20 protein-coding genes are annotated in these 24379 nt (G+C 75.0%); 12 read left to right on the forward strand and 8 right to left on the reverse strand.

The features are described from left to right. Positions 1 to 61: 61 nt before the first annotated feature. Both R3E88_02140 and R3E88_02145 read left to right on the forward strand, forming a co-directional pair. Positions 62 to 466, forward strand: coding sequence for a VOC family protein (locus tag R3E88_02140; GenBank protein ID MEZ4215249.1), 405 nt, complete (start codon positions 62 to 64; stop codon positions 464 to 466). Between the two features lie 50 nt (positions 467 to 516). After that, positions 517 to 1398, forward strand: a complete 882-nt coding sequence (locus R3E88_02145; protein ID MEZ4215250.1) for a TIGR03619 family F420-dependent LLM class oxidoreductase — start codon at positions 517 to 519, stop codon at positions 1396 to 1398. 30 nt (positions 1399 to 1428) lie between these two features. On the opposite strand, the gene R3E88_02150 is transcribed toward R3E88_02145, so the two are convergent. Further along, a complete protein-coding gene (locus tag R3E88_02150; GenBank protein ID MEZ4215251.1) occupies positions 1429 to 2247 on the reverse strand; it encodes a tyrosine-protein phosphatase in 819 nt (272 codons plus the stop codon). A gap of 158 nt (positions 2248 to 2405) precedes the next feature. On the opposite strand from R3E88_02150, the gene R3E88_02155 reads away from it, so the two are divergent. From R3E88_02155 to R3E88_02170, 4 genes are read left to right on the forward strand one after another with little or no spacing between them, the layout of a single operon-like run. Then, positions 2406 to 4439 (forward strand): DUF3604 domain-containing protein, encoded by a 2034-nt coding sequence (locus R3E88_02155; protein MEZ4215252.1) that lies wholly within the window; start codon positions 2406 to 2408, stop codon positions 4437 to 4439. 28 nt (positions 4440 to 4467) lie between these two features. Continuing rightward, complete coding sequence (locus R3E88_02160; GenBank protein ID MEZ4215253.1) at positions 4468 to 5286, forward strand: SDR family oxidoreductase; 819 nt, start codon at positions 4468 to 4470, stop codon at positions 5284 to 5286. A 42-nt stretch (positions 5287 to 5328) separates the two neighbouring features. After that, positions 5329 to 6531 (forward strand): thiolase family protein, encoded by a 1203-nt coding sequence (locus R3E88_02165; GenBank protein MEZ4215254.1) that lies wholly within the window; start codon positions 5329 to 5331, stop codon positions 6529 to 6531. Continuing rightward, the gene (locus tag R3E88_02170; GenBank protein MEZ4215255.1) at positions 6531 to 6956 is read left to right on the forward strand and encodes an OB-fold domain-containing protein; all 426 of its coding nucleotides are present in this window, start codon (positions 6531 to 6533) and stop codon (positions 6954 to 6956) included. Before R3E88_02165 ends, R3E88_02170 begins: the two co-directional genes overlap by 1 nt. Positions 6957 to 6990: 34 nt before the next feature. Here R3E88_02170 and R3E88_02175 read toward each other — a convergent pair whose 3' ends face one another. Beyond that, positions 6991 to 9027, reverse strand: a complete 2037-nt coding sequence (locus R3E88_02175; GenBank protein ID MEZ4215256.1) for a metallophosphoesterase — start codon at positions 9025 to 9027, stop codon at positions 6991 to 6993. A 113-nt stretch (positions 9028 to 9140) separates the two neighbouring features. On the opposite strand from R3E88_02175, the gene R3E88_02180 reads away from it, so the two are divergent. The 3 genes from R3E88_02180 (at position 9141) to R3E88_02190 (ending at position 14262) form a co-directional block, all read left to right on the forward strand. Continuing rightward, positions 9141 to 11573 carry a hypothetical protein gene (locus tag R3E88_02180; protein ID MEZ4215257.1) on the forward strand — a complete coding sequence of 811 codons (2433 nt, stop codon included), beginning with the start codon at positions 9141 to 9143 and terminating at the stop codon, positions 11571 to 11573. Positions 11574 to 11932: 359 nt separating this feature from the next. Then, entirely contained in the window at positions 11933 to 13213 is a 1281-nt protein-coding gene (locus tag R3E88_02185; protein ID MEZ4215258.1) for a glycosyltransferase family 9 protein, read from the forward strand. Continuing rightward, entirely contained in the window at positions 13210 to 14262 is a 1053-nt protein-coding gene (locus R3E88_02190) for a radical SAM protein (GenBank protein ID MEZ4215259.1), read from the forward strand. The genes R3E88_02185 and R3E88_02190 overlap by 4 nt, the downstream gene beginning before the upstream one ends. Here the strand turns inward: R3E88_02190 and R3E88_02195 are convergent. Beyond that, positions 14228 to 15091 carry a class I SAM-dependent methyltransferase gene (locus tag R3E88_02195; protein MEZ4215260.1) on the reverse strand — a complete coding sequence of 288 codons (864 nt, stop codon included), beginning with the start codon at positions 15089 to 15091 and terminating at the stop codon, positions 14228 to 14230. The two genes, R3E88_02190 and R3E88_02195, sit on opposite strands and share 35 nt — an antisense overlap. Positions 15092 to 15173: 82 nt before the next feature. On the opposite strand from R3E88_02195, the gene R3E88_02200 reads away from it, so the two are divergent. Together R3E88_02200 and R3E88_02205 are read left to right on the forward strand one after the other, a co-directional pair. Continuing rightward, positions 15174 to 15818 carry a hypothetical protein gene (locus tag R3E88_02200; GenBank protein MEZ4215261.1) on the forward strand — a complete coding sequence of 215 codons (645 nt, stop codon included), beginning with the start codon at positions 15174 to 15176 and terminating at the stop codon, positions 15816 to 15818. Between the two features lie 68 nt (positions 15819 to 15886). Further along, positions 15887 to 16312, forward strand: coding sequence for a hypothetical protein (locus tag R3E88_02205; protein ID MEZ4215262.1), 426 nt, complete (start codon positions 15887 to 15889; stop codon positions 16310 to 16312). On the opposite strand, the gene R3E88_02210 is transcribed toward R3E88_02205, so the two are convergent. The 5 genes from R3E88_02210 to R3E88_02230 are packed head-to-tail and all read right to left on the reverse strand — an operon-like array spanning position 16309 to position 22960. Then, on the reverse strand, positions 16309 to 17322 hold the full coding sequence (locus R3E88_02210; GenBank protein ID MEZ4215263.1) for a transketolase C-terminal domain-containing protein: 1014 nt from the start codon (positions 17320 to 17322) through the stop codon (positions 16309 to 16311). The genes R3E88_02205 and R3E88_02210 overlap by 4 nt on opposite strands. Then, the gene (locus R3E88_02215; protein ID MEZ4215264.1) at positions 17319 to 18341 is read right to left on the reverse strand and encodes a thiamine pyrophosphate-dependent dehydrogenase E1 component subunit alpha; all 1023 of its coding nucleotides are present in this window, start codon (positions 18339 to 18341) and stop codon (positions 17319 to 17321) included. The genes R3E88_02210 and R3E88_02215 overlap by 4 nt, the downstream gene beginning before the upstream one ends. A gap of 1 nt (position 18342) precedes the next feature. After that, positions 18343 to 19185: a class I SAM-dependent methyltransferase gene (locus tag R3E88_02220; GenBank protein ID MEZ4215265.1), complete on the reverse strand. Its 843-nt coding sequence runs from the start codon at positions 19183 to 19185 to the stop codon at positions 18343 to 18345. Between the two features lie 41 nt (positions 19186 to 19226). Beyond that, entirely contained in the window at positions 19227 to 21563 is a 2337-nt protein-coding gene (locus R3E88_02225) for a hypothetical protein (GenBank protein ID MEZ4215266.1), read from the reverse strand. A 5-nt stretch (positions 21564 to 21568) separates the two neighbouring features. Continuing rightward, on the reverse strand, positions 21569 to 22960 hold the full coding sequence (locus R3E88_02230; protein MEZ4215267.1) for a sulfatase: 1392 nt from the start codon (positions 22958 to 22960) through the stop codon (positions 21569 to 21571). Positions 22961 to 23306: 346 nt separating this feature from the next. On the opposite strand from R3E88_02230, the gene R3E88_02235 reads away from it, so the two are divergent. Further along, positions 23307 to 24350: an NAD(P)-dependent oxidoreductase gene (locus R3E88_02235; GenBank protein MEZ4215268.1), complete on the forward strand. Its 1044-nt coding sequence runs from the start codon at positions 23307 to 23309 to the stop codon at positions 24348 to 24350. Positions 24351 to 24379 lie beyond the last annotated feature (29 nt).

Consider the following 24379-nt stretch of genomic DNA (forward strand, 5'->3'; position numbering starts at 1 on the left):
TCTCCTCCCTCGCCGGCGGGCGGCGATGATACGCTGCGCTCCCCCCGACCGGAGTCGCTCCGTGCCCGTGCGCGCGCTCGATCACCTCGCCATCACGGTCGCCGACGTCGACCGCACGCTGCGCTTCTACGAGCGCGTGCTCGGCGCCGAGTCGCTCTACGAGGAGATGTTCCGCGAGGGCCGCATTCCGGTCGCGATGCTGCAGGTGGGCGGGAGCCGGCTCTCCGTGCACCCGGCCGCGAAGCCCGCCGCGCCGCACGCGCGCGTGCCGACGGCCGGCTCGGCCGACGTCTGCTTCCGCTTCGACGGCCCGATCGCGGACGCGAAGGCGATGCTCGAGGGCGCGGGCGTCGACGTCGTGCTCGGCCCCGTGCCGCGCCCGGCGGCCGACGGCGCGATGGGCCAGTCGGTCTACTTCACCGACCCGGACGGCAACCTGCTCGAGCTCCTGTCGACGGACGGCTGACGCGCCGACGTCGCACCACGGCGCGCGCCATCGCGCGCACGGAGAACCCCGTGAAGTTCACGCTCACCGTCTCGTTCTGCGACCCGGGCTTCTACCTGCCGCTCGCGCAGGCCGCCGACGCGAGCGGCTTCGACGCGATCTGCGTCGCCGACGGGCTCTTCTGGTTCGACGAGATCCGCGAGAAGTACCCGTACACGAAGGACGGCGAGCGTTGGTGGGGCCCCGAGATGCCCTTCCTCGACCCGTGGGCCGTGATCCCGGCGATGGCCGCGGTCACGCAGCGCATCCACTTCTACACGAACGTGATGAAGTTCCCGGTGCGCCATCCGCTGCTGCTCGCGAAGTCGATCACGACGGCGGCCGTGCTGTCGGGCGGGCGCGTCGGCCTCGGCGTCGGGCTCTCGCCCTGGCCCGAGGACTACGAGGTGTGCGGCGAGCGCTGGGAGCGCCGCGGGCCGCGCAGCGCCGAGATGATCGAGATCATCCGCGAGGTCGCGAGCGGCGCGCTCGTCGAGCACGAGGGCGAGTTCTACCGCTTTCCGAAGCTGCAGATCGCGCCGGTGCCGAAGCAGCCGATCCCGATCTACGTGGGCGGCCACGCCGAAGGCGCCCTGCGCCGCGCGGCGCGCATCGCCGACGGCTGGATCTCGGCCAACGTCACGAGCAAGGAGCTCGCGCCGCTCGTCGAGCGCGTGCGCGCGCTGCGCGCCGAGCTCGGCCCGAAGGGTGCGCCCTTCGAGGTGAAGGGGCTCGCGATCGACGTGCACGACCTCGACGGCTTCCGCCGCCTGCGCGACATGGGCATCACGGACGCCGTCGTCTGGCCCTGGCACTTCTACGGCGGGAACGCGAACGACCTCGGCCACCGCATCGACGTCGTGCGCCGCTTCACCGACGACGTGATCGAGAAGCTCCGGGAGGAGGGCGCCTAGCGTCGCGCGGGGCGTTCCGAGCGGCTCTCGCTAGGCGGGCTCGAGCCAGTTCGCGCGCAGCTGCTCGCGCTGCTCGTCCGCGAGCCCGAGCCCCTCGCGGAAGTAGGCGTCGAGCGTGCCGAAGCGCGCGCGCGCGGCGCCGATCGCGGCGTGCGCGTACTCGGCGCGCACCTGGAGCAGCGGCCGCACGAGCGCGAGCACCTCGTCGGGGAGCGCCGGCAGCGCGCCGTGCTGCATCGCGGCGTCGTAGGTGCGGTTCGAGACGAGGTAGTGCTCGACGACGTCGTCTTCGCCCACGCCGAGTGCGAGCAGCAGGCACGACGCCGCCCAGCCCGCGCGGTCCTTGCCGGCCGAGCAGTGGAAGAGTGCGGGCGGGCACCCCGGCTCGGCGAGCTTCGCGAGGAATGCGCCGAAGACGTCCGTGCGCTCGACCGCGAGCTTCTCGGCGCTCGCGCGCATCGACCGCTCCGCGCGTCCGTCGCCGAAGTGCGCGCGCACGAGCGCGGCGTCGCCCGAGAGGATGATGTCGCGCGTGTCGAGGTGTGCGGCGGGGTCGGCCGTCGGCAGGTGGAGGTGCGCGCAGCCGTCGGGCAGCCGGTCTGCGCCCTCGTGGGCCACGTCCTTCTCGGAGCGGAAGTCGACGACGACGGCGACGCCGAGCGCGTCGAGCGCCGCGACGTCGGCCGCGCTCGCGCGCCCCCAGTGGCCGCTGCGGAAGACGCGCGCGCGCCGCACGCGCCGGCCGTCGCGCGTCGCGAGGCCGCCGAGCTCGCGGAAGTTCGCGACGCGCTCGAGCGCGGGCAGCGGAGCCGCGGCGAAGGAGCCGGAAGAGCCGGGAGGCGTGCCCATGGAAGTGTCCTCGAGGTGCCGGGTGCGCGAAGCGCCGCGGGGCCCTCCGCTCCGCGGCGCGGGCGCGCGGGCTTCGTTCCCCGCTCGCCGCCGCGCGCAGCTTACAATGCGCGCGCGTCGCCGCGCGGTCGCGAGCGGCGGACACGGGAGGAGCCGCCATGCACCGACGCGTCGACACGCCGACCCCCGCCGCCGCGCTCCTCGCGGCCGGTGTCGCGATCGCGCTCGCCGGCGTCGCGCGCGCCGAGCCCGCGCCGCCCGCCGCCGCCGCGGGCCGGTGCGCTGCGCACGACGAGCTGCGCCGCCCGCTCTACGGCGACTTCCACGTCCACACCGGCTGGTCCATGGACGCCTACACGATGGACCAGCGCACGACGCCCGACGACGCGTACCGCTTCGCGAGCGGCGGCGCGATCCGCATCCCGCCGCTCGACGCGAAGGGCGAGATGACGCGCGAGATCCGCATCGACCGCCCGCTCGACTTCGCCGCGGTGACCGACCACTCCGAGTTCTTCGGCGAGGTCGCGGTGTGCACGCGTCCGGGCAGCGAGGTGTACGACTCGGTGTACTGCCGCGGCTTCCGCGGCATCGGCGCGAACGGCGAGCCGCTCGACGGCATCATGTCGCGCTCGGCCGCGCTCTACGGGCGCACCGTCGCCGACCACATGAGGATGGACAAGGGCCAGGGCCACCCGGACACGATCTGCGGCGAGGACGGCGCGCGCTGCGCCGACGCCGCGCGCACCGTCTGGCAGGAGACGCAGGCCGCGGCCGACCGCTGGAACGACACGACGGACGCGTGCCGCTTCACGACGTTCAAGGCCTACGAGTACTCGCTCACGCCGCGGCTCACGAAGATCCACCGCAACATCGTGTTCGCGAACGACGTCGTGCCGCCGACGCCGATCTCGGCGGCCGACGAGCCCGAGCCGCACCGCATGCGCGAGCGCCTCGCGAACGAGTGCCTGGATGCGGGCACGGGCTGTCGCGTCGTCGCCATTCCGCACAACTCGAACCTCTCGAACGGCCACATGTTCGCGCTCGACTATCCCGGCGCGTCGACCGTGCCCGAGCAGGCGAAGCAGGCGGCGCTGCGCGCGCGCGTCGAGCGGCTGGTCGAGATCATGCAGATCAAGGGCGACTCGGAGTGCCGCAACGGCATGTGGAAGGTCGCCGGTGGCGCGGACGAGCTGTGCGACTTCGAGAAGTTCCGCGTCGGCGACCCGCCCGATTGCGAGGACGGCACGGGCGAGGGCGCGCTCGCCGGCCGCGGCTGCCGCTCGCGCAACGACTTCGTCCGTTATGCGCTCGCGCAGGGCGTCGCCGAGCAGGCGCGGCTCGGCGTGAACCCGTTCAAGCTCGGCATCATCGCGAGCACCGACACGCACAACGGCAACCCGGGCGACGTCGAGGAGAGCTCGTTCCCCGGCGCGGCCGGCATGCGCGACGCGACGCCCGAGGGCCGGCTCGCGGGTGTGAAGATGGAGCTCGCGATCTCGCAGGTGGCGTCGAACCCGGGCGGCCTCGTCGGCGTGTGGGCCGAGGAGAACTCGCGCGAGTCGATCTTCGCGGCGCTCGAGCGGCGCGAGACGTTCGGCACGAGCGGCACGCGCATCGCGCCGCGCTTCTTCGGCGCGTGGGCGACCGCGGAGGGCGGCGGCGGCTTCGGCGCGGGTGCGTGCGAGTCCGCGCGGCCGGCGGCGACGGGCTACGCGAAGGGCGTGCCGATGGGGCGCGACCTCGCGCCGCGGCCGGGCGACGGCGCGGCGCCCGTCTTCCTCGTGCAGGCCGCGCGCGACCCGGGCACGCCCGCGAAGCCCGGCGCGAAGCTCCAGCGCATCCAGATCGTGAAGGCGTGGCCCGGCGAGGGCGGCGTGCTGCACCAGCGCGTCGTCGACGTCGCGGGCGGGCCGAACGACGCCGCCGTCGACACGGCGTCGTGCGCGACGTCGGGCCCCGGGCACGACGCGCTCTGCGGCACCTGGCGCGACGACGCGTTCGACCCGGCCCAGGGCGCCGTCTACTACGCGCGCGTGGTCGAGAACCCGACGTGTCGCTACAGCACGTACGAGTGCAACGCGCTCCCGGCCGAGCGGCGCCCGCCGTCGTGCGGCGACCCGGCCGTCCCGAAGACGATCCAGGAGCGCGCGTGGACGTCGCCCATCTGGTACGAGCCCGCGCCGCGCGGCTGAGCGCCGCGCGAGAGACCGCGCGCCGCGCATGCGGCGCGAGCGAGAAGGAGGGAGAGCGTTGATCCTCGAAGGCAAGACCGTCGTCGTGACGGGTGTCGGAAGCGGGCTCGGCAGCGAGATCGTGCGCTGCGCGCACCGCGACGGCGCGAACGTCATGCTGGCGGCGCGCACGCAGAAGAACCTCGAGGCCGTGGCCGACGAGGTCGCGCCCACCGGCGAGCGCATCGCGTGGAAGACGGCCGACGTCACCGACGGCGACGCGTGCGACTCGCTCTTCGACGCGGCGATCGACCGCTTCGGGCGCATCGACGCGCTCGTCAACGTCGCGGCGCTCGACACCGTCTTCGGCGGCATCTTCGACACGCCGGTCGACGCCTGGCGCAAGACGTTCGAGGTCAACGTCTTCGGGCTCGCGACGCTCGTGCGCTCGGCGGCCGAGCACATGAAGGACCCGGGCGTGAAGGGCGGCCGCTCGATCGTGCTGATCGGGTCGCAGTCGTCCGAGCTGCCGGGCCCCTCGCAGGTCGCCTACGCGTCGTCGAAGGGCGCGCTCATGACGGCGATGAAGTTCATGGCGAACGAGCTCGGCCCGCTCGGCATCCGCGTCAACACCGTGATCCCGACGTGGATGTGGGGCCCGCCCGTGCAGGCCTACGTCCGCGGCGCCGCGAAGCAGCGCGGCGTCACCGAGGACGAGGTGCTCGCCGAGATCGTCGCGAAGATGCCGCTCGGCGAGATGCCGGCCGACGACGACGTGGCCGAGGCCGTCGTCTTCTTCTGCTCGGATCGCGCCCGCATGATCACGGGGCAGTCGCTGCTCGTGAACGCGGGCGAGCTCATGCCGTAGTCGTTCGCGCGCCCGAAGGAAGAAGGAAAGGAGCGGAAGCCGATGTCGCTGCGCAAGGCCGCGATCGCGGGTCTCACGGAGTGGAAGCCCGAGCGCGTGTGGACGCGCCCGATGTTCACGATGGAGGCGATGGCAGAGCTCGCGCGCGAGCTGCTCGACGACACGGGCATCGAGAAGGGCGAGGTCGACGGCCTCGTGATCGGCGGCGCGATGGATTCGCCGATGTTCGCGCCGTCCGCCGTCGCCGAGTATCTCGGCGTGCGCTCGCACTTCAACGAGGTGGTCGACCTCGGCGGCGCGACCGCGGCCGGCATGATCTGGCGCGCCGCCGCCGCCGTGCAGCTCGGCCTGTGCGACGTCGTGCTCGTGCTCGTGCCGTCGGTGCCGCCGCCCCCGCCGCCCGCCGGCGGCGGCATGGGCAGCAAGATGGTGATGCCCGCCTATCTCGGCGGCGACGCCTGGGGCTCGCCGCAGGGCCAGTTCGAGATCCCGGCCGGCCTCGTCGCCGCGACGCCGAGCTTCGCGATGGCCGCGCAGCGCTACATGGCGAAGTACGGGCTCCGCGAGGAGACGCTCGCGAAGATCGCCGTGCACGAGCGGCACAACGCGCAGGCGAACCCGCTCGCGATGTTCCGCGGCAAGCCGATCGACGTGCAGGACGTGATGGAGTCGCGCCGCGTCGCCGACCCGATCAAGCTGCTCGAGATCGTGATGCCCTGCTTCGGCGGCGGCGGCGTCGTCGTCACGACGAAGAAGCGCGCGAAGAAGACGCCGCACCGCCCGGCGCTCGTCACCGGCTACGCCGAGCACCTCACGCACAAGAGCATCACGTACGCGCCCGACCTGCTCGACACGCCGATCCGCGTCGCCGCCGAGCGCGCCTTCGACATGGCCGGCGCGAAGCGCGGCGCCGTCGACTACGCGGGCATCTACGACTGCTACACGATCACCGTGCTGCTCACGATCGAGGACGCGGGCTTCTGCAAGAAGGGCGAGGGCGGCGCCTTCGTCGAGGAGCGCGACCTGCGCTTCGACGGCGGCGACTGGCCGCTCAACACGCACGGCGGCCAGCTCGGCATGGGGCAGGGCGGCTCGGCCGGCGGCCTCTCGCACATCACCGAGGCCGTGCGCCAGATCCAGGGCCGCGCCGGCGAGCGCCAGCTCCCCCGCTGCGACCTCGCCTACGCCAACGGAACCGGCGGCATGCTCGCGGAGCAGGTCGCGCTCATCCTGGAGGGCGAGTGATGATCTCGAGCATCCGCTACGCGAGCGACGACGGCCGCCCGCTCCCCATCCCGAACCCGACCACGCAGCCCTACTTCGACGCCGCGCGCGACCGCCGCCTCGTCCTGCCCCGCTGCCCGCGCGACGGCTTCTTCTTCTACCCGCGCACGCGCTGCCCGCACTGCCTGGGCGACGACTGGAGCTGGGAGCGCGCGAGCGGCTTCGGCACGCTCCACTCCTTCACGGTCGACCGCATCGGCCACGACCCCGCGCTCGCCCACAAGGCCCCCTTCGCCATCGGCATCGTCGAGCTCGAAGAAGGCCCGCGCATGACGGCCAACATCGTCGACTGCGCGCTCGAAGACCTCGCGATCGACATGCCGCTCGAAGTCTGCTTCGAGGACGTGGATGGGCACACGCTGGTGAACTTCCGGCCGCGGGGGTAGGCGTCGCGCGGGCCACCGCCGCGCCCTGCCACCCTCACTTCCGCTCGAACGTCCCCGAGCCCGGGATCGCCTGCTCGCCGAACCGCGACGGCTTCCACCACAGCGTCGCGTGGCCGGGCTCGCCTTCGTCGAAGTCGTTGAGGGAGACGTCGAGGCGGAAGGCGTCGAAGTGGCCGCCGCCCATGGCGTCGAGCGCGCTCGTCGGGATCGCGAGCTCGGCCGCGTAGCCGGTGTCGGTGCGCCGCGTGGCGGTGCGCACGCCTTCGGGCGGCTTCGGCAGGAAGACCGAGAAGATGGGGTCGGGGGTCGGGCTGGGCTCGGGGCCGGCGCCTAGCATGATGACCTTCGAGAGCGAGCCGTCGGCGAGGGCGGCGAAGAAGCCCTGGCCGCCGGAGGAGCGCGCGGGGTCGGGGCGGGCGTCGATCGAGATGCTGAGGCCGTCCTGCTCGCGCGCGACGCGGTCGGGGCTCGCGACGATCGAGTCGTCGGCGACGTCGAAGCCGAGGTACACGTAGTCGGCGTCGCAGCGCACGCCGAAGCGCACGGCGGCGTCCTTCGGGCCGCCGAAGAAGCGCGGGCGCTCGACGACGGCGGGCGTCCAGTTCGAGAACGGGAGCGAGGCCCACTCGCCGAGGTCGCCGTCGACGTCGATCTGTGCGCCGCCGCCGCACGCGAACTCGCGCTCGGGCGCGATCGACGAGCGCACGTCGACGCGCACGTCCTCGCCGCGCGGGCCGGCGGTCGAGATCTCCCAGCGCATGCGCGCGGGCGCGAGCGACTCGTAGGCGACGGGCCGCTTCGCGACGAGCGGCACGCGCACGGGCACGACCGAGTTGGGCGGCACCGTGCCCGCGACGCGCGGCGTGCTCGCGGCGAGGTCGCGGCTCTCCTCGAACACGCCTTCGTAGGCGAGCGGCGCGTCGCCGTCGTTGTGGAGCTGGAACTCGACCTCCCCGCCGCGGAAGCGCTCGCCCGCGAAGCGCATCGGCTGCGCGCGCACGGCGCCCTCGACGCGCTGCACGGCGGCGCGCAGCGCGTCGTCGCGCACGTCGACGGGCTGGATGCCCTCGACGTCGAGGTTCGCGATCGACGGGCCGTCGCCGCGCACCGACACCTGCACGACGTGGTCGAACTCGCCGTGCAGGAGCCCGCGCATCGGGCTGCCGCCGCCCGTCGTCGCGAGCGTGACGTAGTTGCGGTCGTGGCGGCGGTGCAGCGTGTAGGCGTGGATGTGCCCGGCGAAGACGGTGTAGTCGCGGTCGCCGAGCAGCTCCTCGACGCGCAGCCAGTCGGGGTGGATGCGCGGCGAGTCCCAGAACGGCTGGTGCACGAACACGAACGTCCACCGCGCGTCGCGGTTCTCGGCCAGCACGCGCTCGACGTAGGCCATCTGCGCGGCCTGCGTGTCGGGCCCGCCCACGGAATGGCCGGGCTTGCTCACCATGCTGAAGAGCTCGCTGTTGAGCGCGAGGAAGAGCGCGCCCTTGTAGCGGAAGTGGTAGAAGCTCGGCCCGAAGCGCTCGCGCCAGACGTGCGCCATCACGTCGTTGCTCATGTCGTGGTTGCCCGGCACGTAGAAGAAGGGCATGCGCAGCGTCGACGTGAAGCCCTCGAACTCGTCCCACTCGGCGCCGAGCTCGCCGCGATCCTCCGTGTAGCCCTCGATCAGGTCGCCGACGCTGATCACGAAGGCCGGCCGCAGCAGGTTCACCTTCGGCATCGCGTCGCGGAACACGTGGTCGCGGTGCTCGCCCGTGCGATCGGTGACGACGACGAACGCGAAGTCGCCGTCCTCGTCGTCGACGTCGAGCGACGTGTAGGGGACGGGGATGTCGCCGCCGTCCGCGGTGCCGGCGGGCGCGCCGTACGGGACCGGGATCTCGCCGCCTTCGGTGCCGACCTCCGTGCGCGACGGGCCGGGCAGGTCGATCGCGACGCCGTCGGCGCCGGTCGCGCGCATGCCGTGGTGCGCGCCGCCGTGCGATGCGCAGCCCGCGCACGCGGCGAGCGCGAGCGCGCAGAGCGCGGGGACGAGGGCGGCGGGGCGGAGTGCGGAGAGGGCGATCGACATGCGGGCGGGCTCCTCGCAGAAGCGCGCGCGGGCGCGCCGGGCCGCGCAGCCTACCCGAACGCCCGCACCGCGGTGCGACGATCGCGCGGCGCGGCCGCTACCTTCGCCGGCCGATGCCGCCCGCCGCCTCGCACCGTCCGGCGCGCGCGACGCGCGCAGAGGCGCTCGCGGCCCTCGCGCTCGTCGCCCTCTTCGTCGCCGTCGCCGTCGCGTCCGCGCGCGTGCACTCGGGCGTTCCCGACGAGACGGCCGTGCACGTGCCGGCGGGCTTCCTCTTCCTCGAGACGGGCCGCTTCGCGGGCGGCCTCGGCAACCCGCCGCTCGGCGAGCTCGCGGTCGCGCTCCCCGCCTGGCTCGGCGCGGGAGGCTATGCGCCGTTCGGCGCGCAGGGCCTCTTCGCGCCGCGCCTCGTGGTGGTGGTGACCGGCGCGCTCGCGTGCGCGGCGCTGCTCGCGCTCGTGCGGCGGCTCGCGCGCGAGGAGCCGGCCGGCGCTCCGCGCAGCGACGCGGCGTCCGCGCTCGCCGATCGCGGCGCGCTCGCCGCCGTCGCGCCGCTCGGCGCGCTCTTCTTCCTCGCGACGTCGCCCACGTTCCAGGGCCACGCGTCCGTCGCCACGCTCGACGTGCCGGTCGCGGCCGCCGTGCTCGCGTCGACGCTCGCCGCGCACCGCGTCGCCGAGCGCGCGACGCTCGCGCGCTGGCTCGCGCTCGGGCTCGCGCTCGGCGTCGCGTGCGCGACGAAGGTGCAGGGGCTCGCGTCGATCCCGCTCGCCGCCGCGCAGCTCGCGTTCGCGCGCGCGCGCCTCGGGCGCGACGCCGCGGCCGCCGTCGGGCTCGATGCGCACGGCCTCCCGCGCGCGCTCGCGGCGCTGGCCGTCGCGCTGCTCGTCGTGCACGCGGCCTACGGCTTCGCGCCGCTCGCGCGCGGCGAGTGGATTCCCGGAGCCTTCCTCGACGCGACGACGACGAAGCTCGCGCACGGCGCGAGCGGCCACGTCGCCTACCTGATGGGCGAGACGTCGACCGGTGGCTGGTGGAGCTACTTCCCGATCGCGATGCTCGTGAAGTCGCCGCTGTCCGAGCTCGCGTGCGCGGCGCTCGGGCTCGTCGCGCTCGCGCGCCGCCCCGCGCTCCTCGTCTGGCTCGGCCTCCCGATGGCCGTCTTCGCGGGCGCCGCCGTCGCGTCGAGCGTCAACATCGGCATCCGCCACCTGCTGCCCTTCCATCCCTACTGGTTCGCGATGGCGGGCTTCGGGCTCGCGACGGTCGCGGCGCGCTCGCGCGCGGCGGCGGCCGCGCTCGCCGTCGCGCAGCTCGGGGCATCGCTCTTCGCGGCGCCGCACGGGCTCGCCTACTTCAACGCGATCGCGGGCGGCGCGCGCGGCGGCGACGCGTGGCTCCTCGACTCGAACTACGACTGGGGCCAGCACGACGGCGCGTTGCGCGAGTGGCTGCGCGCACACCCGGGCCCGATCGAGATCGACCCCGACCCGCTCGCGCCGCGCACGGGTCGCATCGCCGTCGGCGCGACCGCGTTGCGCGGCATCCTCGGCCCCGGCCCGCTCGCCTACGCATGGCTTCGCGACCGCGCGCCCGACGCGCGCGTCGGCATCACGTGGCGCGTGTTCGACGTCGGCGACGGCGAGCTCGCGCCGGCGCTTCGCCGGGCCTCGCGGCGCGACGCGCCCGCGCGCACCGCCCTCGCGCGCCACGTGCTCCGCGCGGCCTCGCACGACGCCGTGCTGCACGAGCCGCCGGCCGACCCGCGCGCCGAGCTCGCGCTCGCGAACGCGTGCAACGAGCTGCTCGAGTACGACTGCGCGGTCGCGACGGCGCTCGGCGTGCTGCGAAGAGCGCCCGGGCACCGCGCCGCGTTCTGGCTCGCGAGCGAGGTCACGGCGCGGCGCCGCCTCGGCGTGCTCGTGTTCGAGGGCCGCGCGCTCCTCGACGGGTTCGCACCGCTCGCGCCCGCGGACGCGTGGCTCGCGCCCGCGGAGCTCGCCGCGCTCGCGCCCGGCGGCCCGGTGCGCGACGCGCTCTTCCGCCTGCACCGCGTGCTCGGCGACTGGGACTACGACCACGCGCGCCATCGCGACGCCCTCGCCCAGTGGAGCCGCAGCGCGGCGCTCGACCCGGACGACTTCGAGATGCAGTACAAGCTCGCCTGGCTCCTCGCGGCGACGCCCGTCGACGCCGACCGCGACCCCGCGCGCGCGCTCGCGCTCGCACGCGCGAACGGCGAGCGCGCGAAGTGGAGGATCGCGGCGTCGCACGACCTGCTCGCCGTCGCGCTCGCCGCGAACGGGCGCTTCGAAGAAGCGGTGGCGGCGGCCGACCGCGCGCTCGCGCTCGCGCGCTCGGACGGGACGCGCGCGCAGGTCGAGGCGCGCCGGCGCGGGTTCGAGCGCGGCGCTCCCTATCTACTAGTGGAGTCGCCGCGCGCGGCCGAGGCGCCGCGGGACGCGGAAGGCGCCCCTGGCGCCGCGGCCGCGGACGCGGGCGCGGGCACGGACGCGGGCGCGGGCACGGACGCGCGGCGGCGCTGAGCCCGGCGCGACGGCCTCCTCGCACAGCGGCCTCCTCGCACAGCGGCGTCCTCGCGCAGCGGCGTCCTCGCGCGACGGCGCCGACGCGCACCGGCAGCCGCGGCGCACGGCGTGCGCAGCTCGCGGCGCTGCGGGCTCGCTCGCGCTCGCGCGCGTCACGCGCGCGGGGGCCCGCCGCACCCACGGAGGGGCGAAGCGCCGCGGTGGTATGCTCGGCCGCCCGGCTCGCGCCGCGCGCCCGTGCACCGCGCGCCGGCGACGCGCGGACCTCCCGCGCCTTCGCGTCGCCGCGGGCGCGAGCGCGCCGCAGCGAAGACGAGAGCCCGCGCGGGCGCAGAACGGAGCCGGATCGGAGTCGCATGGCGCTCGACATGAACATCGGACGCAAGGTCGACAAGTGGGTGAGCCCCATCTTGTTGGGCGTCCTGTTCGCGTTCTCGAGCGCGCGCGCGAAGCTCGGCGGGCCGCCGCAGCCCGCGCGGCTCGCGACGACGCCGCCGCCCGGCGGCGCGCCCGAGTCGCCCGAGTCGCCCGAGTCGCCCGAGTCGCCCGGCGACGCGCCGCGGCGCGTGCTCGCGATGAAGCTCTACGGGCTCGGCAACATCGCGATGCTGCTGCCCGTGCTCGCCGCGTTCCGCCGCACCTACCCGGACGCCGAGATCGACTTCGTCTCGCTCGACGAGAATCGCGAGCTGCTCGAGCGGAGCGGGCTCGTCGATCGCGTCGTCGCGATCTCGGGGCGGAGCTATGCGCGGCTCGCGTGGGATCTCGTGCGCGCGCTCGCGGGCTTCCGCCGGCGCCGCTACGACCTCGTGCTCGACTTCGAGCAGTTCATCAAGCTGTCGACGGTGCTGGCGTTCCTGACGGGCGCGCCGCGCCGCATCGGCTTCAACACCGACGGCCAGGGGCGCGGCAGCCTGTACACGACGCGCGTCGTCTACCGCGACGGCGACCACATGTCGCAGGTCTTCCTGCGCCTGCTGCGGCCGCTCGGCGTCGAGCTGTCGCCCGAGCCGCTCGACATCCGCATCCGCGACGAGGAGGTCGCGGCCGCCGAGCGGCTGCTCGCCGGGAGCGGGCTCCCGGGGCGCGGCCCGGTCGTCGCCATCCACGTGGGCTCCGGCCCCAACTTCTACAAGCTCGCGCTCAAGCGCTGGCCGCCCGAGCACTTCGGCGACCTCGCCGACCGGCTCGTCGAGCGGTTCGGCGCGCGCGTCGTGTTCACGGGCAAGGGCGAGGAGGAGCGCGAGCTCGTGCGCATCGCGCGCGCCCGCATGAAGCACGACTCGCTCGACGCGTGCGACCGCCTCTCGATCGGCGAGCTGCTCGGCATGCTGCGGCGCGCCGACCTCACCGTCGCGAACGACACGTCCGTGATGCACCTCGCGACCCTCGTCGGCACGCCCGTGACGGCCTTCTTCGGCGCCACCGATCCGATGCAGTACGGCCCGCGCAACCCGCACGACGTCGTGATGTACAAGGATCTCTTCTGCAGTCCGTGCCTCACGAACTACAACCTCAAGATCTCCTACTGCACGAACCCCGTGTGCATCCGGTCGATCGGCGTCGAGGAGACGCTCGCGCGCATCGCGCAGCAGCTCGAGGCGATCGGGAGCTTCGAGCGGGGCGCGGCGTCGTGAAGATCGTCCCCTACGCGAAGCTCGCGGCGCGCGCGACGAAGGCGAACGTCGGGCGGCTCGCCTTCCCGATGAAGCTCACGTTCTGCATCACCTACTGGTGCAACTACCGCTGCCAGACCTGCAACATCTGGAAGATGAAGCCGCGCGACGAGCTGCGGCTCGACGAGATCCAGCGCTTCTTCGAGCGCTCGAACCGCTTCAGCTGGATCGACGTGACGGGCGGCGAGGTGACGCTGCGCAAGGACTTCGTCGACATCTGCGACGCGATCACGCGCAACTGCAAGGACCTGCTGCTCCTCCACTACCCGTCGAACGGCTACCTGACCGACCAGCTCGTCGCGAACACGCGCGAAGTGGCGAAGATGCAGCCCGAGCGGCTGATGATCACGATCAGCTGCGACGGCGACGAGGCGATGAACGACCGGATCCGCGGCGTCGACGGCGGCTGGCGGCGGCAGCTCGAGTCGTTCCGGCGCCTGCGCGAGATCCCCGGCGTGCAGGTCGTGCTCGGCATGACGCTGTCGGCGTCGAACGTCGACCACTTCCCGCAGGCCTTCGCGGCCGCACAGCGCGAGGTGCCGGACCTCACGTCGCACGACTTCCACGTGAACATCGTCCACGAGGGCGCCTACCTCCACAACACCGATCTCGAGCTGCGCGAGCACGTCGACCCGAAGCGGCTCGCCGACGCGAGCGAGGCGTACGCGAAGCTGCGCGGCAACGGCATCCACCCGGTGAACGTGCTCGAGCGCGAGTACCTCAAGCGCGTGCGCCGCTTCCTCGAGACGGGCCGCACGCCGATGCGCTGCCACGCGATGCGCTCGTCGTGCTTCGTCGACTCGTGGGGCCACGTGCACCCCTGCACCATCTACGACAAGAAGGTCGGGAGCCTGCGCGACGTCGACTACGACCTCGCGACGATCTGGAACTCGCCCGAGGCGAAGGCGCTGCAGGAGGAGATCTGGCGCTACGAGTGCCCGCAGTGCTGGACGCCGTGCGAGGCGTACCAGACGATCATGGGCAACTTCCTGTGGCCGGTGAAGGAGTGAGCGCGCGCCGCGTCGCGGTCGCCACGACGTAGGTCCAGCGCGAGCGCGGGAGCAGCGCGCCGAGCGCGCGCTCGAGCGCCGCGCCCGCCGCGGCGATGGCGCCGACGCGCGCGAGCGCGGGCGCGCCCAGCCGGTAGTGGAAGAGCAGGCGCCGCAGCGCGAGCGGCTGCGCGGCCTCGATCGCGAGCCCGTCGAGCGGCTCGCGCTCGAGCATCGCGCGCAGCGCCGCGAAGCCCGACTCGCGCGCGCCGACCTCCGCCGCGACGAGGTGCGTCTGCAGGCGGATGAGCGGGTTGCGCCCGTTCGGCTCGAGCACGCACAGGCGCCCGCCGGGCGCGAGCACGCGCACCGCCTCGGCGACCGCGCGCTCGGGCTCGGGCACGTGGTGCAGCAGGTCGCGCACGAAGACGCTCGCGAAGCTCGCGTCGGCGAACGGGAGCCGCGTCGCGTCCGCGGCCGCGAAGCGCACCGCCGGCAGCGCGCGCCGCGCGAACGCGAGCTTGCGCGGGAAGAGGTCGACGCCGACGAGCCCGCCGCCCGCGGCGAGCGCGCCGCGCGCGAGGCGCACGAGGTTGTTGCCCTCGCCGCAGCCCATCTCGAGGCACGGCCCGCGCAGCAGCCCGGCGACGGGCGCGAGCAGCTCGTCCTCGGCCTCGGCGATGCCCGGCGCCGTCGTCGTCCAGCGGAACTGGGCCTCGTCGGCCTCGGTGAAGTGTGCGCGCTGCGCCTCGCGGAAGCGCTCGCTCGCGCGGCGCGCGTGCGGCGCGTGCGGCGCACTCGGCGCGCGCGGCGAGTGAGGCGGCGAGGGCGGCGAGGGCGGGTGCGACATCGCGGCGCAGGGTAGCCGCCGGTGCGAGCCGCGGTTAGGTTGCGCGCGCGCGCGTCCGTTGCGCTCCGCGCGAGGAGGTCTCGTGGACGATCGCGAACGCCTCGTCCGGAAGGTCGCTCGCGCGCTCCACCGGCGCGCGTCGCCGCGCGCGGTCGTCGCCTTCGCGCTCGCGACGAGCGGCGTGCTCGGCCTGCTCGCCTCGATCCTCCTGCTCTCGGTCGGCGTCCTGCACATGGGCGTGCGCTACGCGCTCTCTTTCGCACTCGCCTACGCCGTGTTCCTCCTCGTGCTGCGCGCCTGGGTCGTGCGCTGGGAGTATCCCGCACACGCGGACCTCGTCGCTTCCGCTCCGAGTCCGCCGCGCGTGAACGTCGATGCCGCGGACGTCGCGACGGGCCTCGAGCCTGCGGACGCGGCCGGCGGGCTCGACGAAGCGTGGATCCTCGTGCTCCCCGCCGCGCTCGTCGTCGGCGCGATCTGCGCGGCGGGCTACGTGCTCTCGATCGCGCCCGTGCTGCTCGGGGAGGTCGCGCTCGACGTCGCGATCGCAGCCGGCGCGTTCCGGCGCGCGACGCGCATCGAGCCGGCCCACTGGATGGTGGGCGCGGCGCGCCGCACGGCCGCGCCCGCGCTCGCGCTGGGGGTCGCGCTCGCGGTCGTCGGCAGCGCGCTCGAGGCGGTGTCGCCGGGCGCGCACACGATCGGGCGCGCGCTCGCCGCGCTCTAGCCCCGTCGCGCCCGCGCGCGCGGCGGGCCGACGCCGCCGGCTCCGGCCGGCGGAACGGAGGGTTCGCCATGCGTCGTGTCGCACTCGCGCTCGTCGGTGTCGCGCTGCTCCTCGGCGTGCTCGCGCTCGCGCACATGGCCTGGATCGAGTCGGCCGGCGAGGTCGCCGTCGTCCGCACGGTCGGCGACGACGGCAGCGAGCTCGTCCGAAGGCTCTGGATCGTCGACGACGCGCAGGGCGTCGCGTGGCTGCACGGCGCGGACTCGCAGTGGATGCGGAACCTGCGCGCGCGGCCCGAGGTCGTCGTCGAGCGCGGCGGCGTCGCGCGCCGCTACCGCGCGGTGCCCGTGCCCGGGCCGCACCCCGCGATCCACGAGCTCCTGCGCGCGAAGTACGGCCTCGCCGACGCATGGGTGCGGACGATCGGACGCGACGACGAGCGAGCGATGCCCGTGCGGCTCGACCCCGTCGAGGCGCCGGCCGCCGCCGACTAACGTCGCTGCGCGCCCGGAGCCGGCGCGCCGACGACCTCGCGCGCCGCCCCTGCGATCCTCTCCGCCGTCGGGTAGAGCTGCGCCTCGAGCGGCGGGCTGAACGGCACCTGCACGTCGGGCGTGCACACGCGGCGCACGGGCGCGCGCAGGTGTGCGAACGCCTCCTCGGCCGCGATCGCGGCGATCTCCGCGGCCGCGCTCCCGGTGCGGTGCGCGGGGTCGGCGACGACGAGCCGGCCCGTCTTCGCGACCGAGCGCACGAGCGCATCGCGATCGAAGGGCACGAGCGTGCGCGGGTCGAGCACTTCGGCCGCGATGCCCTCGGCCGCGAGCGCGTCGGCCGCCTCGAGCGCGAGCGGCACGCAGCCCGCGAGCGCGACGATCGTGACGTCGCCGCCCTCGCGGCGGATCGCGGCGCGCCCGAGCGGAACCGGCGCATCGCCCTCCGGCACCGGCCCGCGCGCGCCCCACAGGTTGCGGTCCTCGAACACGAGCACCGGGTCGTCGTCGCGGATCGCCGCGAGCAGCAGGCCCTTCGCGTCGGCGGGCGTCGCGGGCAGCGCGATCTTGAGGCCGGGCACGTTCGCGAACATGGGATAGGGACGGTCGGAGTGGTGCGCGGCGTAGCTCTGCCCGTACCACATGGCCGCGCGCACCACGAGCGGCACGCGCGTCTGCCAGCCGAAGAGGCCCGCGCTCTTCGCAGCCTGGCTCACGAGCGCGTCCATCGCGACGTACACGAGGCTCGAGATCATGAGGTCGACGATCGGCCGCAGCCCCGTCATGGCGGCGCCGACCGCCATGCCCACGAACCCGTTCTCGGAGATCGGCGCGCTCCACAGGCGGTTCGGGCCGAGCGCGGCGTACGGGCCTTCCTTCTGCATGAGCCCGATGTCCTCGGCGACGAGCACGACGCGCGGGTCGCGCTGCATCTCGAGGAGCTGCGCCTCGTGGATCGCCTCGAGATAGCCGAGCTCGCGCGGCGCGGCGTTCGTGCCCGCGGCGCTCATCGCGCGCGCTCCGCGCCGCCCGCCGCATGCGCGCGCGCGTCGTCCGCGAACGGCGAGCGGAGCGCCTCGTCCGCGTCCGGGAACGCGCTCGCGCGCGCGAAGCGCACGGCCTCGGCGAGCTCGCGCTCGACATCGTCCTCGATCGCGCGCGCGCCGGCCTCGCCGACCGCCGCGTCCGCGACGAGGCGCGCGCGCGCGATCGCGAGCGGGTCGCGCTCGCGCCAGCGCGCGATCTCGTCGGCCGTCCGGTACGTGCCGGGGATGCCCTGGCCCTCGGCGTGCTCGCAGTAGCGGTAGGTCTTCGCCTCGACGAGCGACGGGCCTTCGCCGGCGCGCGCGCGCGCCACCGCGCGCGCGGTCGTCGCGAGCACGGCCTCGACGTCCTGCCCGTCGACGATCTCGCCCGGCATGCCGTAGCCCGCCGCGCGCACGGCGATGTCCGCGACCGACGTCCCCGCGGAGAGCGGCGTCGTCGCGGCATAGCCGTTGTTCTCGCAGAAGAAGACGACGCCGAGCTTCCAGATGGCGCCGAGGTTCAGCGCCTCGTGGAACGCGCCCTGGTTGCTCGCGCCGTCGCCGAAGAAGGCGATGCACACCGCGTCGTCGCCGCGCACGCGCGCGGAGAGCGCCGCGCCGACGGCGACCGGGATGCCGGCGCCGACGATGCCCGACTCGCCGAGGCTCCCGACCGCGAAGTCGGCGAGGTGCATCGAGCCGCCGCGCCCGCCGCAGACGCCGTCGCGGCGGCCGAGCAGCTCGGCGAGCAGCGGGCCGAGCGCGGCGCCCTTCGCGATCGGATGGCCGTGCGAGCGGTGGTTGCCCGTCATCGTGTCGTCCGCGCGCAGCGCCGCGCACGCGCCGACGACCGCCGCCTCCTGCCCGAGGCTCGGGTGGAGCGGCCCCGCGACGAGGTGTTCCTCGCGCTGGAGCCGCAGCGCCTCCTCGTCGAAGCGCCGGATGCGCCGCATGCGCCGGTAGAGCTCGGCGAGGGGCGGCCGCGCGCCGCGCGCGTCCTCCACGTCAGGCCTCGCGCTCGGCGACGAGCATCATCTCGCCGAGGTACATGCGCACGGGGCGCTCGGCGAGCGCGCGCGGAACGAGCCGGAGCAGCGCGCGCGCGACGACGCCGAGGCCCGCGTTGAAGTACCGCAGGTTCGCGGCCGCGTACGCGGGCGTCAGCGTCTTGTACGCGCGCTGCGCGGCGACGACGCGGAAGCCCTCGTCGGCGAGCAGGCGTGAGGCCGTCGCCGGCGAGTAGTAGAAGAGGTGCTCGCGCGGCAGGTAGTAGAACCAGTGGCGGCGCATCAGCCAGCGCGCGTAGAGGCTCGACACGTCGGGCAGCGTCAGCACGAGGCGTCCGCCCGGCGCGAGCCAGCCGCGCAGCCGTTCGAGGAAGACACGCGGCTCGCGCAGGTGCTCGAGCACGTCGAAGGCGGTGATCGTCGCGTAGGGGGCGCTCGGGGCGAAGCTCTCGACCGAGCCGCAGTGCATGCGCAGCCCGCGCGAGCGCGCCTCGCGCACGGCGGTCTCCGAGAGCTCGAGCCCCTCGACGTCGTGCGCGGCGCTCGCGGCCTCGACGAAGTCGCCCGACGAGGCGCCGACGTCGAGCCAGCGCCCCTCGCGCGCGAACGGCGCGATCACGCCGAGGCGATGGCGCGCGATCGCGGCGCGCTCGCGCTGCGCCTCGGCGAAGAACGAGTAGGAGCCGTCGGCGTACGAGCGCTCGTAGTAGGCGGTGAGCTCTTCGGCGGTGGGCATCGGGTCGACCCACTCGAGGCCGCACGAGCGGCAGCGGACGACGTCGCGGCCTTCCTTCGCGAAGAGCGCGCGCGGCGCCGTCGCGCCGCACAGCATGCACGCCATGGCGCGAGGAGGTAGCACAGCGCCGCTCGCGGGAGACGCGCTCATTCGCGCGCTTCCGCGCCGCACGGCGCGATCGGCGCCGCGCGCAGCATCGCCTTCTCGATCAGCCGGCCGATCTCCGTCTCCTCGCCCGCGCGCTCGACGGCGACCGCGCGGCGGAGCGGCGCGACGGGGAGAGGGGCGATGCCGTCGTCGCGCCGCTGCACGAGGTCGATGCAGAGCGCGTACTCGCCGGCGCGCCGCGGCGCCTCGAGGAACACGAGCAGCGCCTGCTCGGCGTGCGCGGCCACGTCCTGGTCGATCGGCGCGAGCTTCGTGACGGCGGGCGCGTCGCCCGCGCCCGTCGGCGCGAACGTGTACCGGGCCTGCACGAGCCCGCGCGGGTCGAGGTCGAAGCCCGGCCACGCGACGTCGCTGTCGTTGCGCACGCGCAGCCACGTGTCGTAGAGCCCGCTCGCCGCCTGCCGCGGCGCGATGCGCCCGTCGATCGCGCCCGCCGGCGCGGGGAGCGCGAGCGGCGTGCGCGGGAGCCCCGCGAGCGTCGTCGGCCGCGGCTCCGTCGCGAGCAGCGCCTCCATCGCGCCTCCGCCCGTCTGCCAGCCGTCGACCTCGTAGAGCACCGTGTGCGCGTCGCGGTGGAGCGCGCGCACGTCGCGCTTGCGCTCGGCCGCGAGCCACGCGCGGCGCTCGAGCGGGCTCGCGCGGTCGAGGTCGACGAGCACCCAGCGCAGGCGCGTCAGGTCGGCGAGCGCGTCGAGCGCGCCGCGGTCGGGCAGGCGCGCGCCGATGCGCTGCAGGAAGCGGTAGGTCGGCGGCCGGTGCCCCGTGTAGCCGTTCAGCACGGGGCGCCAGTGCAGCGTGCTCATCAGCACCGCGCGCGAGCCGTACTCGATGTTCGCGTGCCCGACGGGCCACGGGATCTCGAGCAGCGCTCCGCCCTCGGCGAGCGAGGGGAGGGCGGGGAGCGCACGCACCGGGCCGTAGCGGGCGGCGACGAGCGCGGGGTCGCCCCACGCGGGCACCGTCGGGATCGCGAACCACGCGAACGTCGCCGCGCTCGCGAGCGCGACGGCGGCGCGCGCGCCGATGCGCGCGGCCGCGCTCGCGCCCGTGCGCATCGGCGCGAGCGCGCGCGCGACGCGCGCGTCGATCGCGGCGACGCCCGCGCCGGCGAGCATCGGCAATGCGACGCACGCGAGGATGCCCCAGCGCGGCGGGCCGCGGAGCAGCGAGAAGCCGGGGATCACCTCGCCGAGCAGCATCGACGGCAGCGGGACGCGCACGCCGGCGACCTCGAGCGAGCCGCCGATCATCATCACGAACGACGTCGCGACGATGCCGACGAGCGCGAGCGCGGTCGCGAACAGGCGCGGTGCGTGCGCGCGCGCGCGGAGCGCCGAGACGGCGCCGACGACGGCGAGCAGCGCGACGCCCCACGGCGTCCAGTAGCTCGCGGGCTCGTTCGCGAGCCGCCAGTGCGCGGGCCAGTGCGGCCAGCGCGGCGCGACGATCGAGAAGGCGCCCCCGATGCCGAGCGAGAAGGACGGGTCGTACTGCGACGCGAGGTCGGCGCTCGCCTGGCGCGCGAGATACGGGAGCGCGGACAGGACGAGCAGCAGGTAGCCGGGAGCGACCGCCGCGGCGAGCGCGGCGACGTCGCGCAGCCGCGGCCGGTGCACGCACGCGACGAGCGCGACGAGCACCGCGCAGCTGAGCGACAGGAAGTAGGCGAGGTAGAACGACGAGAGCAGCTGCAGCGCGACGGCCAGGCCGAGCAGCGCGTGGTGGCGCGCGCGCGCCTCGCCGAGCAGGCCGCGCACGACGCCCGTCCACACGAAGGGCAGGAGCTGCACGCTCGAGAGCTGGAGGTGCGACAGCTCCGTCACGCGCCACGGCATGCCGAGCGCGAACGCGGCCGCGACGAGCGCGGCCCACGTCGAGCCCGTCATCCAGCGCACGGCGAACGCGGTCGTCGCCATGAGCAGCGCGGTCGAGAGCGCGAGTGCAGCCTGGTGGAGGGCGACGGCCGAGTCGGTGAACGGCAGCACGGGCGCGAGCTGCGCGACGACGCCGAACAGGTGCTCGGAGCCCGCGAGCGTGTCGCGAGCGGGATGGTGGATGTTGGCGTCGAAGATCGAGCCGTCGACGAGCGATGCGGGCCGCTCGGCCACCGCGTGCCGCACCCACGCGAGGATCCACGAGTTGAGGCGCGTGTCCGCGACCTCGTTCAGCAGCTGCCCGCCGTGCAGCGGCGCGAAGTCGACGAAGTGCGCGTCGAGGTGCGCGAGGATCGAGGCGTGGCGCAGGACGAAGAGCACGGCGAGCGCGAGCCCTCCGAGCCACGGCCCCGCGCGACGGATGCCTGCACGCCCGGGCACGCGCGCTACTCGACGTAGCCGAGCTCGCGCAGGCGCTGCTCCGCCTCGGGGCTCATGCGGCGCGAGCGATCGACCTCGGGAGCGACGAGCGTCGAGCGCAGCGCGCGGATGCGCTCGTCGAGCGCGGCGGTCTCGGGGGCGTCGTCGAGCGGCGACGCCTCGCGCGGGTCGTCCTCGATGCGGAAGAGCGAGCGCGCGCCCTCGCTCGACGCGATCAGCTTCCACGGCCAGCGCACGCCCGCGACGAGGTCGCGCTGCATCCGCTCGCCGCCGAGCTTCACGAAGAGCTGGCTCGGGAACTCCTCGGCGAGCGCGAGGTCGCGCGCACCGACGGGAACGCCGCTCGTGTCGGCGGGGAGCGCGATGCCGAGCTCGTCGGCGATCCAGCGCATCGGGTCCACCGTCGACACGACGGCGCTCTCGCGCTCGCCCGCCCGGCGGTGGCCCGGGTACTTCACGATCAGCGGGACGTGCACGAGCTCCTCCCACAGCCACGCGCCGTGCCCGATGTCGCCGTGCTCGCCGAAGAGCTCGCCGTGGTCGGCGATCACGACGATCATCGCGTCCTCGTAGCGCCCGGCCGCGCGCAGGCCGTCGAGCAGGCGGCCGATGTGGCGGTCCATGTACTCGATCTCGCCGTCGTAGAGGTCGAGCATCCGGCGCTGCTGCGCGGGCGTCGTCTCGGCACCCGCGAGCAGCTCGCCGAGCGACGGGATCGCGACGTCCGGGCCACTCTTCGCATAGCGATCGAACGGCGGCTGCGGCTCGTACGGCCAGTGCGGGTCGAAGTAGTTGACGAGCAGGTGGAGCGGCTCGTCGCGCTCGAGCGTCGCCATCCAGCGCAGCGCGCGGCTCGTGATCGCGGCGGCCGGGATCGCGCGGTTGTTCTCCGCGTCGCGCACCTCGTAGCCCTGCAGCAGGCCGAACTCGGGCGAGAGCCAGCCCGCGCCCGCGAAGGCCGCCGTGCGCCAGCCGCGCTCGCGCAGGAGCTCCGCGAGCGTCACGGCCTCCTCGCGCAGGTGCGCGGGGTTGCTGCCGTTCGAGTCGGCGTCGGTGTCGGGCGTCATGTGCGCGCCGTGTGCCGTCGGGAACTGGCTCGTCAGGAGCGACGCGTGCGCGGGCAGCGTCCACGACGCGGTGCTCCAGGCGCGCTCGAAGACGACGCCGTCGCGCGCGAGCGCCTCGAGGTTCGGCGAGGTCGGGCGCGCGTGGCCGTAGACGCTCAGCCGATCGGCGCGCGTCGTGTCGGTGACGATCACGACGACGTCGCGCCGCGGCCGCGCATCGGTGCACGCGACGGCGATGGCGCCGCCGAGCGCGAGCGCGGCGACCGCCGCGAGGGCGAGCCGGGTGCGCGGCGTGCGATGCGGGGCGGGCGTGCGGGCGCGCGGGGGCAAGGGCTCGCGGCTCTCCTCGTCGGTGCGGAGCGGACGCCGACGCGGTGCCCGCGCGGCGCCCTCGTCGTGCGGGCGGGCCCGGAGCGGTGCGGCGGCGGCGGAGTCTATCGCGCGCGGCGCATCGCGCGCGCGTCCGCGGCGCGCCTCCGGGTGGCCGCGCCCCTTCGGCGCGCGTTCCTGCGCGCGCGCTGCCGGCGCGTGTACCCTCGCGCGCTCGCGTGCGTCACCGCGCCCGCGCGCGGGCCACCCTCCGAAGGGCGCGGCGCCGCGCGCGCCGCGCGCCGCGCGGCGAGTACCGGCCGAGCGCGGAGCGCTCGGCGAACGGGGAAGGCGGCAGGTGGCTCGCATGAAGTGTCTCGTGACGGGAAGCTCGGGCCTGCTCGGCCACTGCCTCGTCGAGCGGCTCGAGGACCGCGGCGACGAGCTGCGCCTCGTCGACATCGTCCCGCCCGAGGGCCCGGGCCACCGCGGCGACCACGAGCTCGTGCTGTGCGACACCGCCGAGCCCGGCGCGCTCGACGCGCTCGCGCGCGGCTGCGACGTCGTCTACCACCTCGCCGCCGCGCAGCGCATGAAGCCGCAGTTCCAGTGGAGCGAGGAGCGCATCTTCCGCTCGAACCTCGAGTCGGTGCGCAACGTGCTCGGCGCCGCCGAGCGCGCGGGCGTGCCGAAGGTCGTGCACCTGTCGAGCTCGGGGATCTACGGCGTTCCGCGCACCGTCCCCGTCGGCGAAGACCACGTGCAGGCGCCGCTCGGACGCTACGGCGAATCCAAGATCGAGGCCGAGCGGTTGTGCGCCGAGGCCGTCGCGCGCGGTCTCGACGTGACGGCGCTGCGCCCGATGACGCTCTTCGGCCCGCGCATGACGGGCGTCTTCACGATCCTCTTCGAGTGGGTGCGGCGCGCGAAGCCCGTCTTCCTGCTCGGCTCGGGCCACAACCGCGTGCAGGGCGTGAGCGCGTGGGACGTCGCGGACGCCGCGATCGCCGCGGCGCTCTCGCCGCGCTCGAAGGGCGCGATGGTGAACGTCGGCGCCGAGCCGGGCGGCGTGCCGACCGTGCGCGAGTGGACCGAGAGCCTGATCGCGCACGCGGGGACGGGCTCGCCCGTCGTCTGCATCCCGGCCGCGCTGCTGCGCAACGCGGCGCGCGCGCTCGACGTGTTCGGCGTCTCGCCGATCGTGCCCGAGCACTACCTCCTCGCCGACTCCGACTTCGTGCTCGACATCCGCGCCGCGAAGGACGCGCTCGGCTGGGCGCCGAAGTACGACAACGCGCGCATGCTGGCCGAGGCCTACGACTGGTACGTTTCGCTGGGCGATGCGAAGCGGCCGCCGCAGCACGTCGTGCTGCGCATGCTGAACGCCGCGATGCCGAGCTTCGGACGCTAGGCGGCCCCGCGCGGCGCCGGCCGCCGACG

It is taken from the genome of Myxococcota bacterium, assembly GCA_041389495.1.
Lineage (GTDB): Bacteria > Myxococcota_A > UBA9160 > UBA9160 > UBA4427 > JAWKRT01.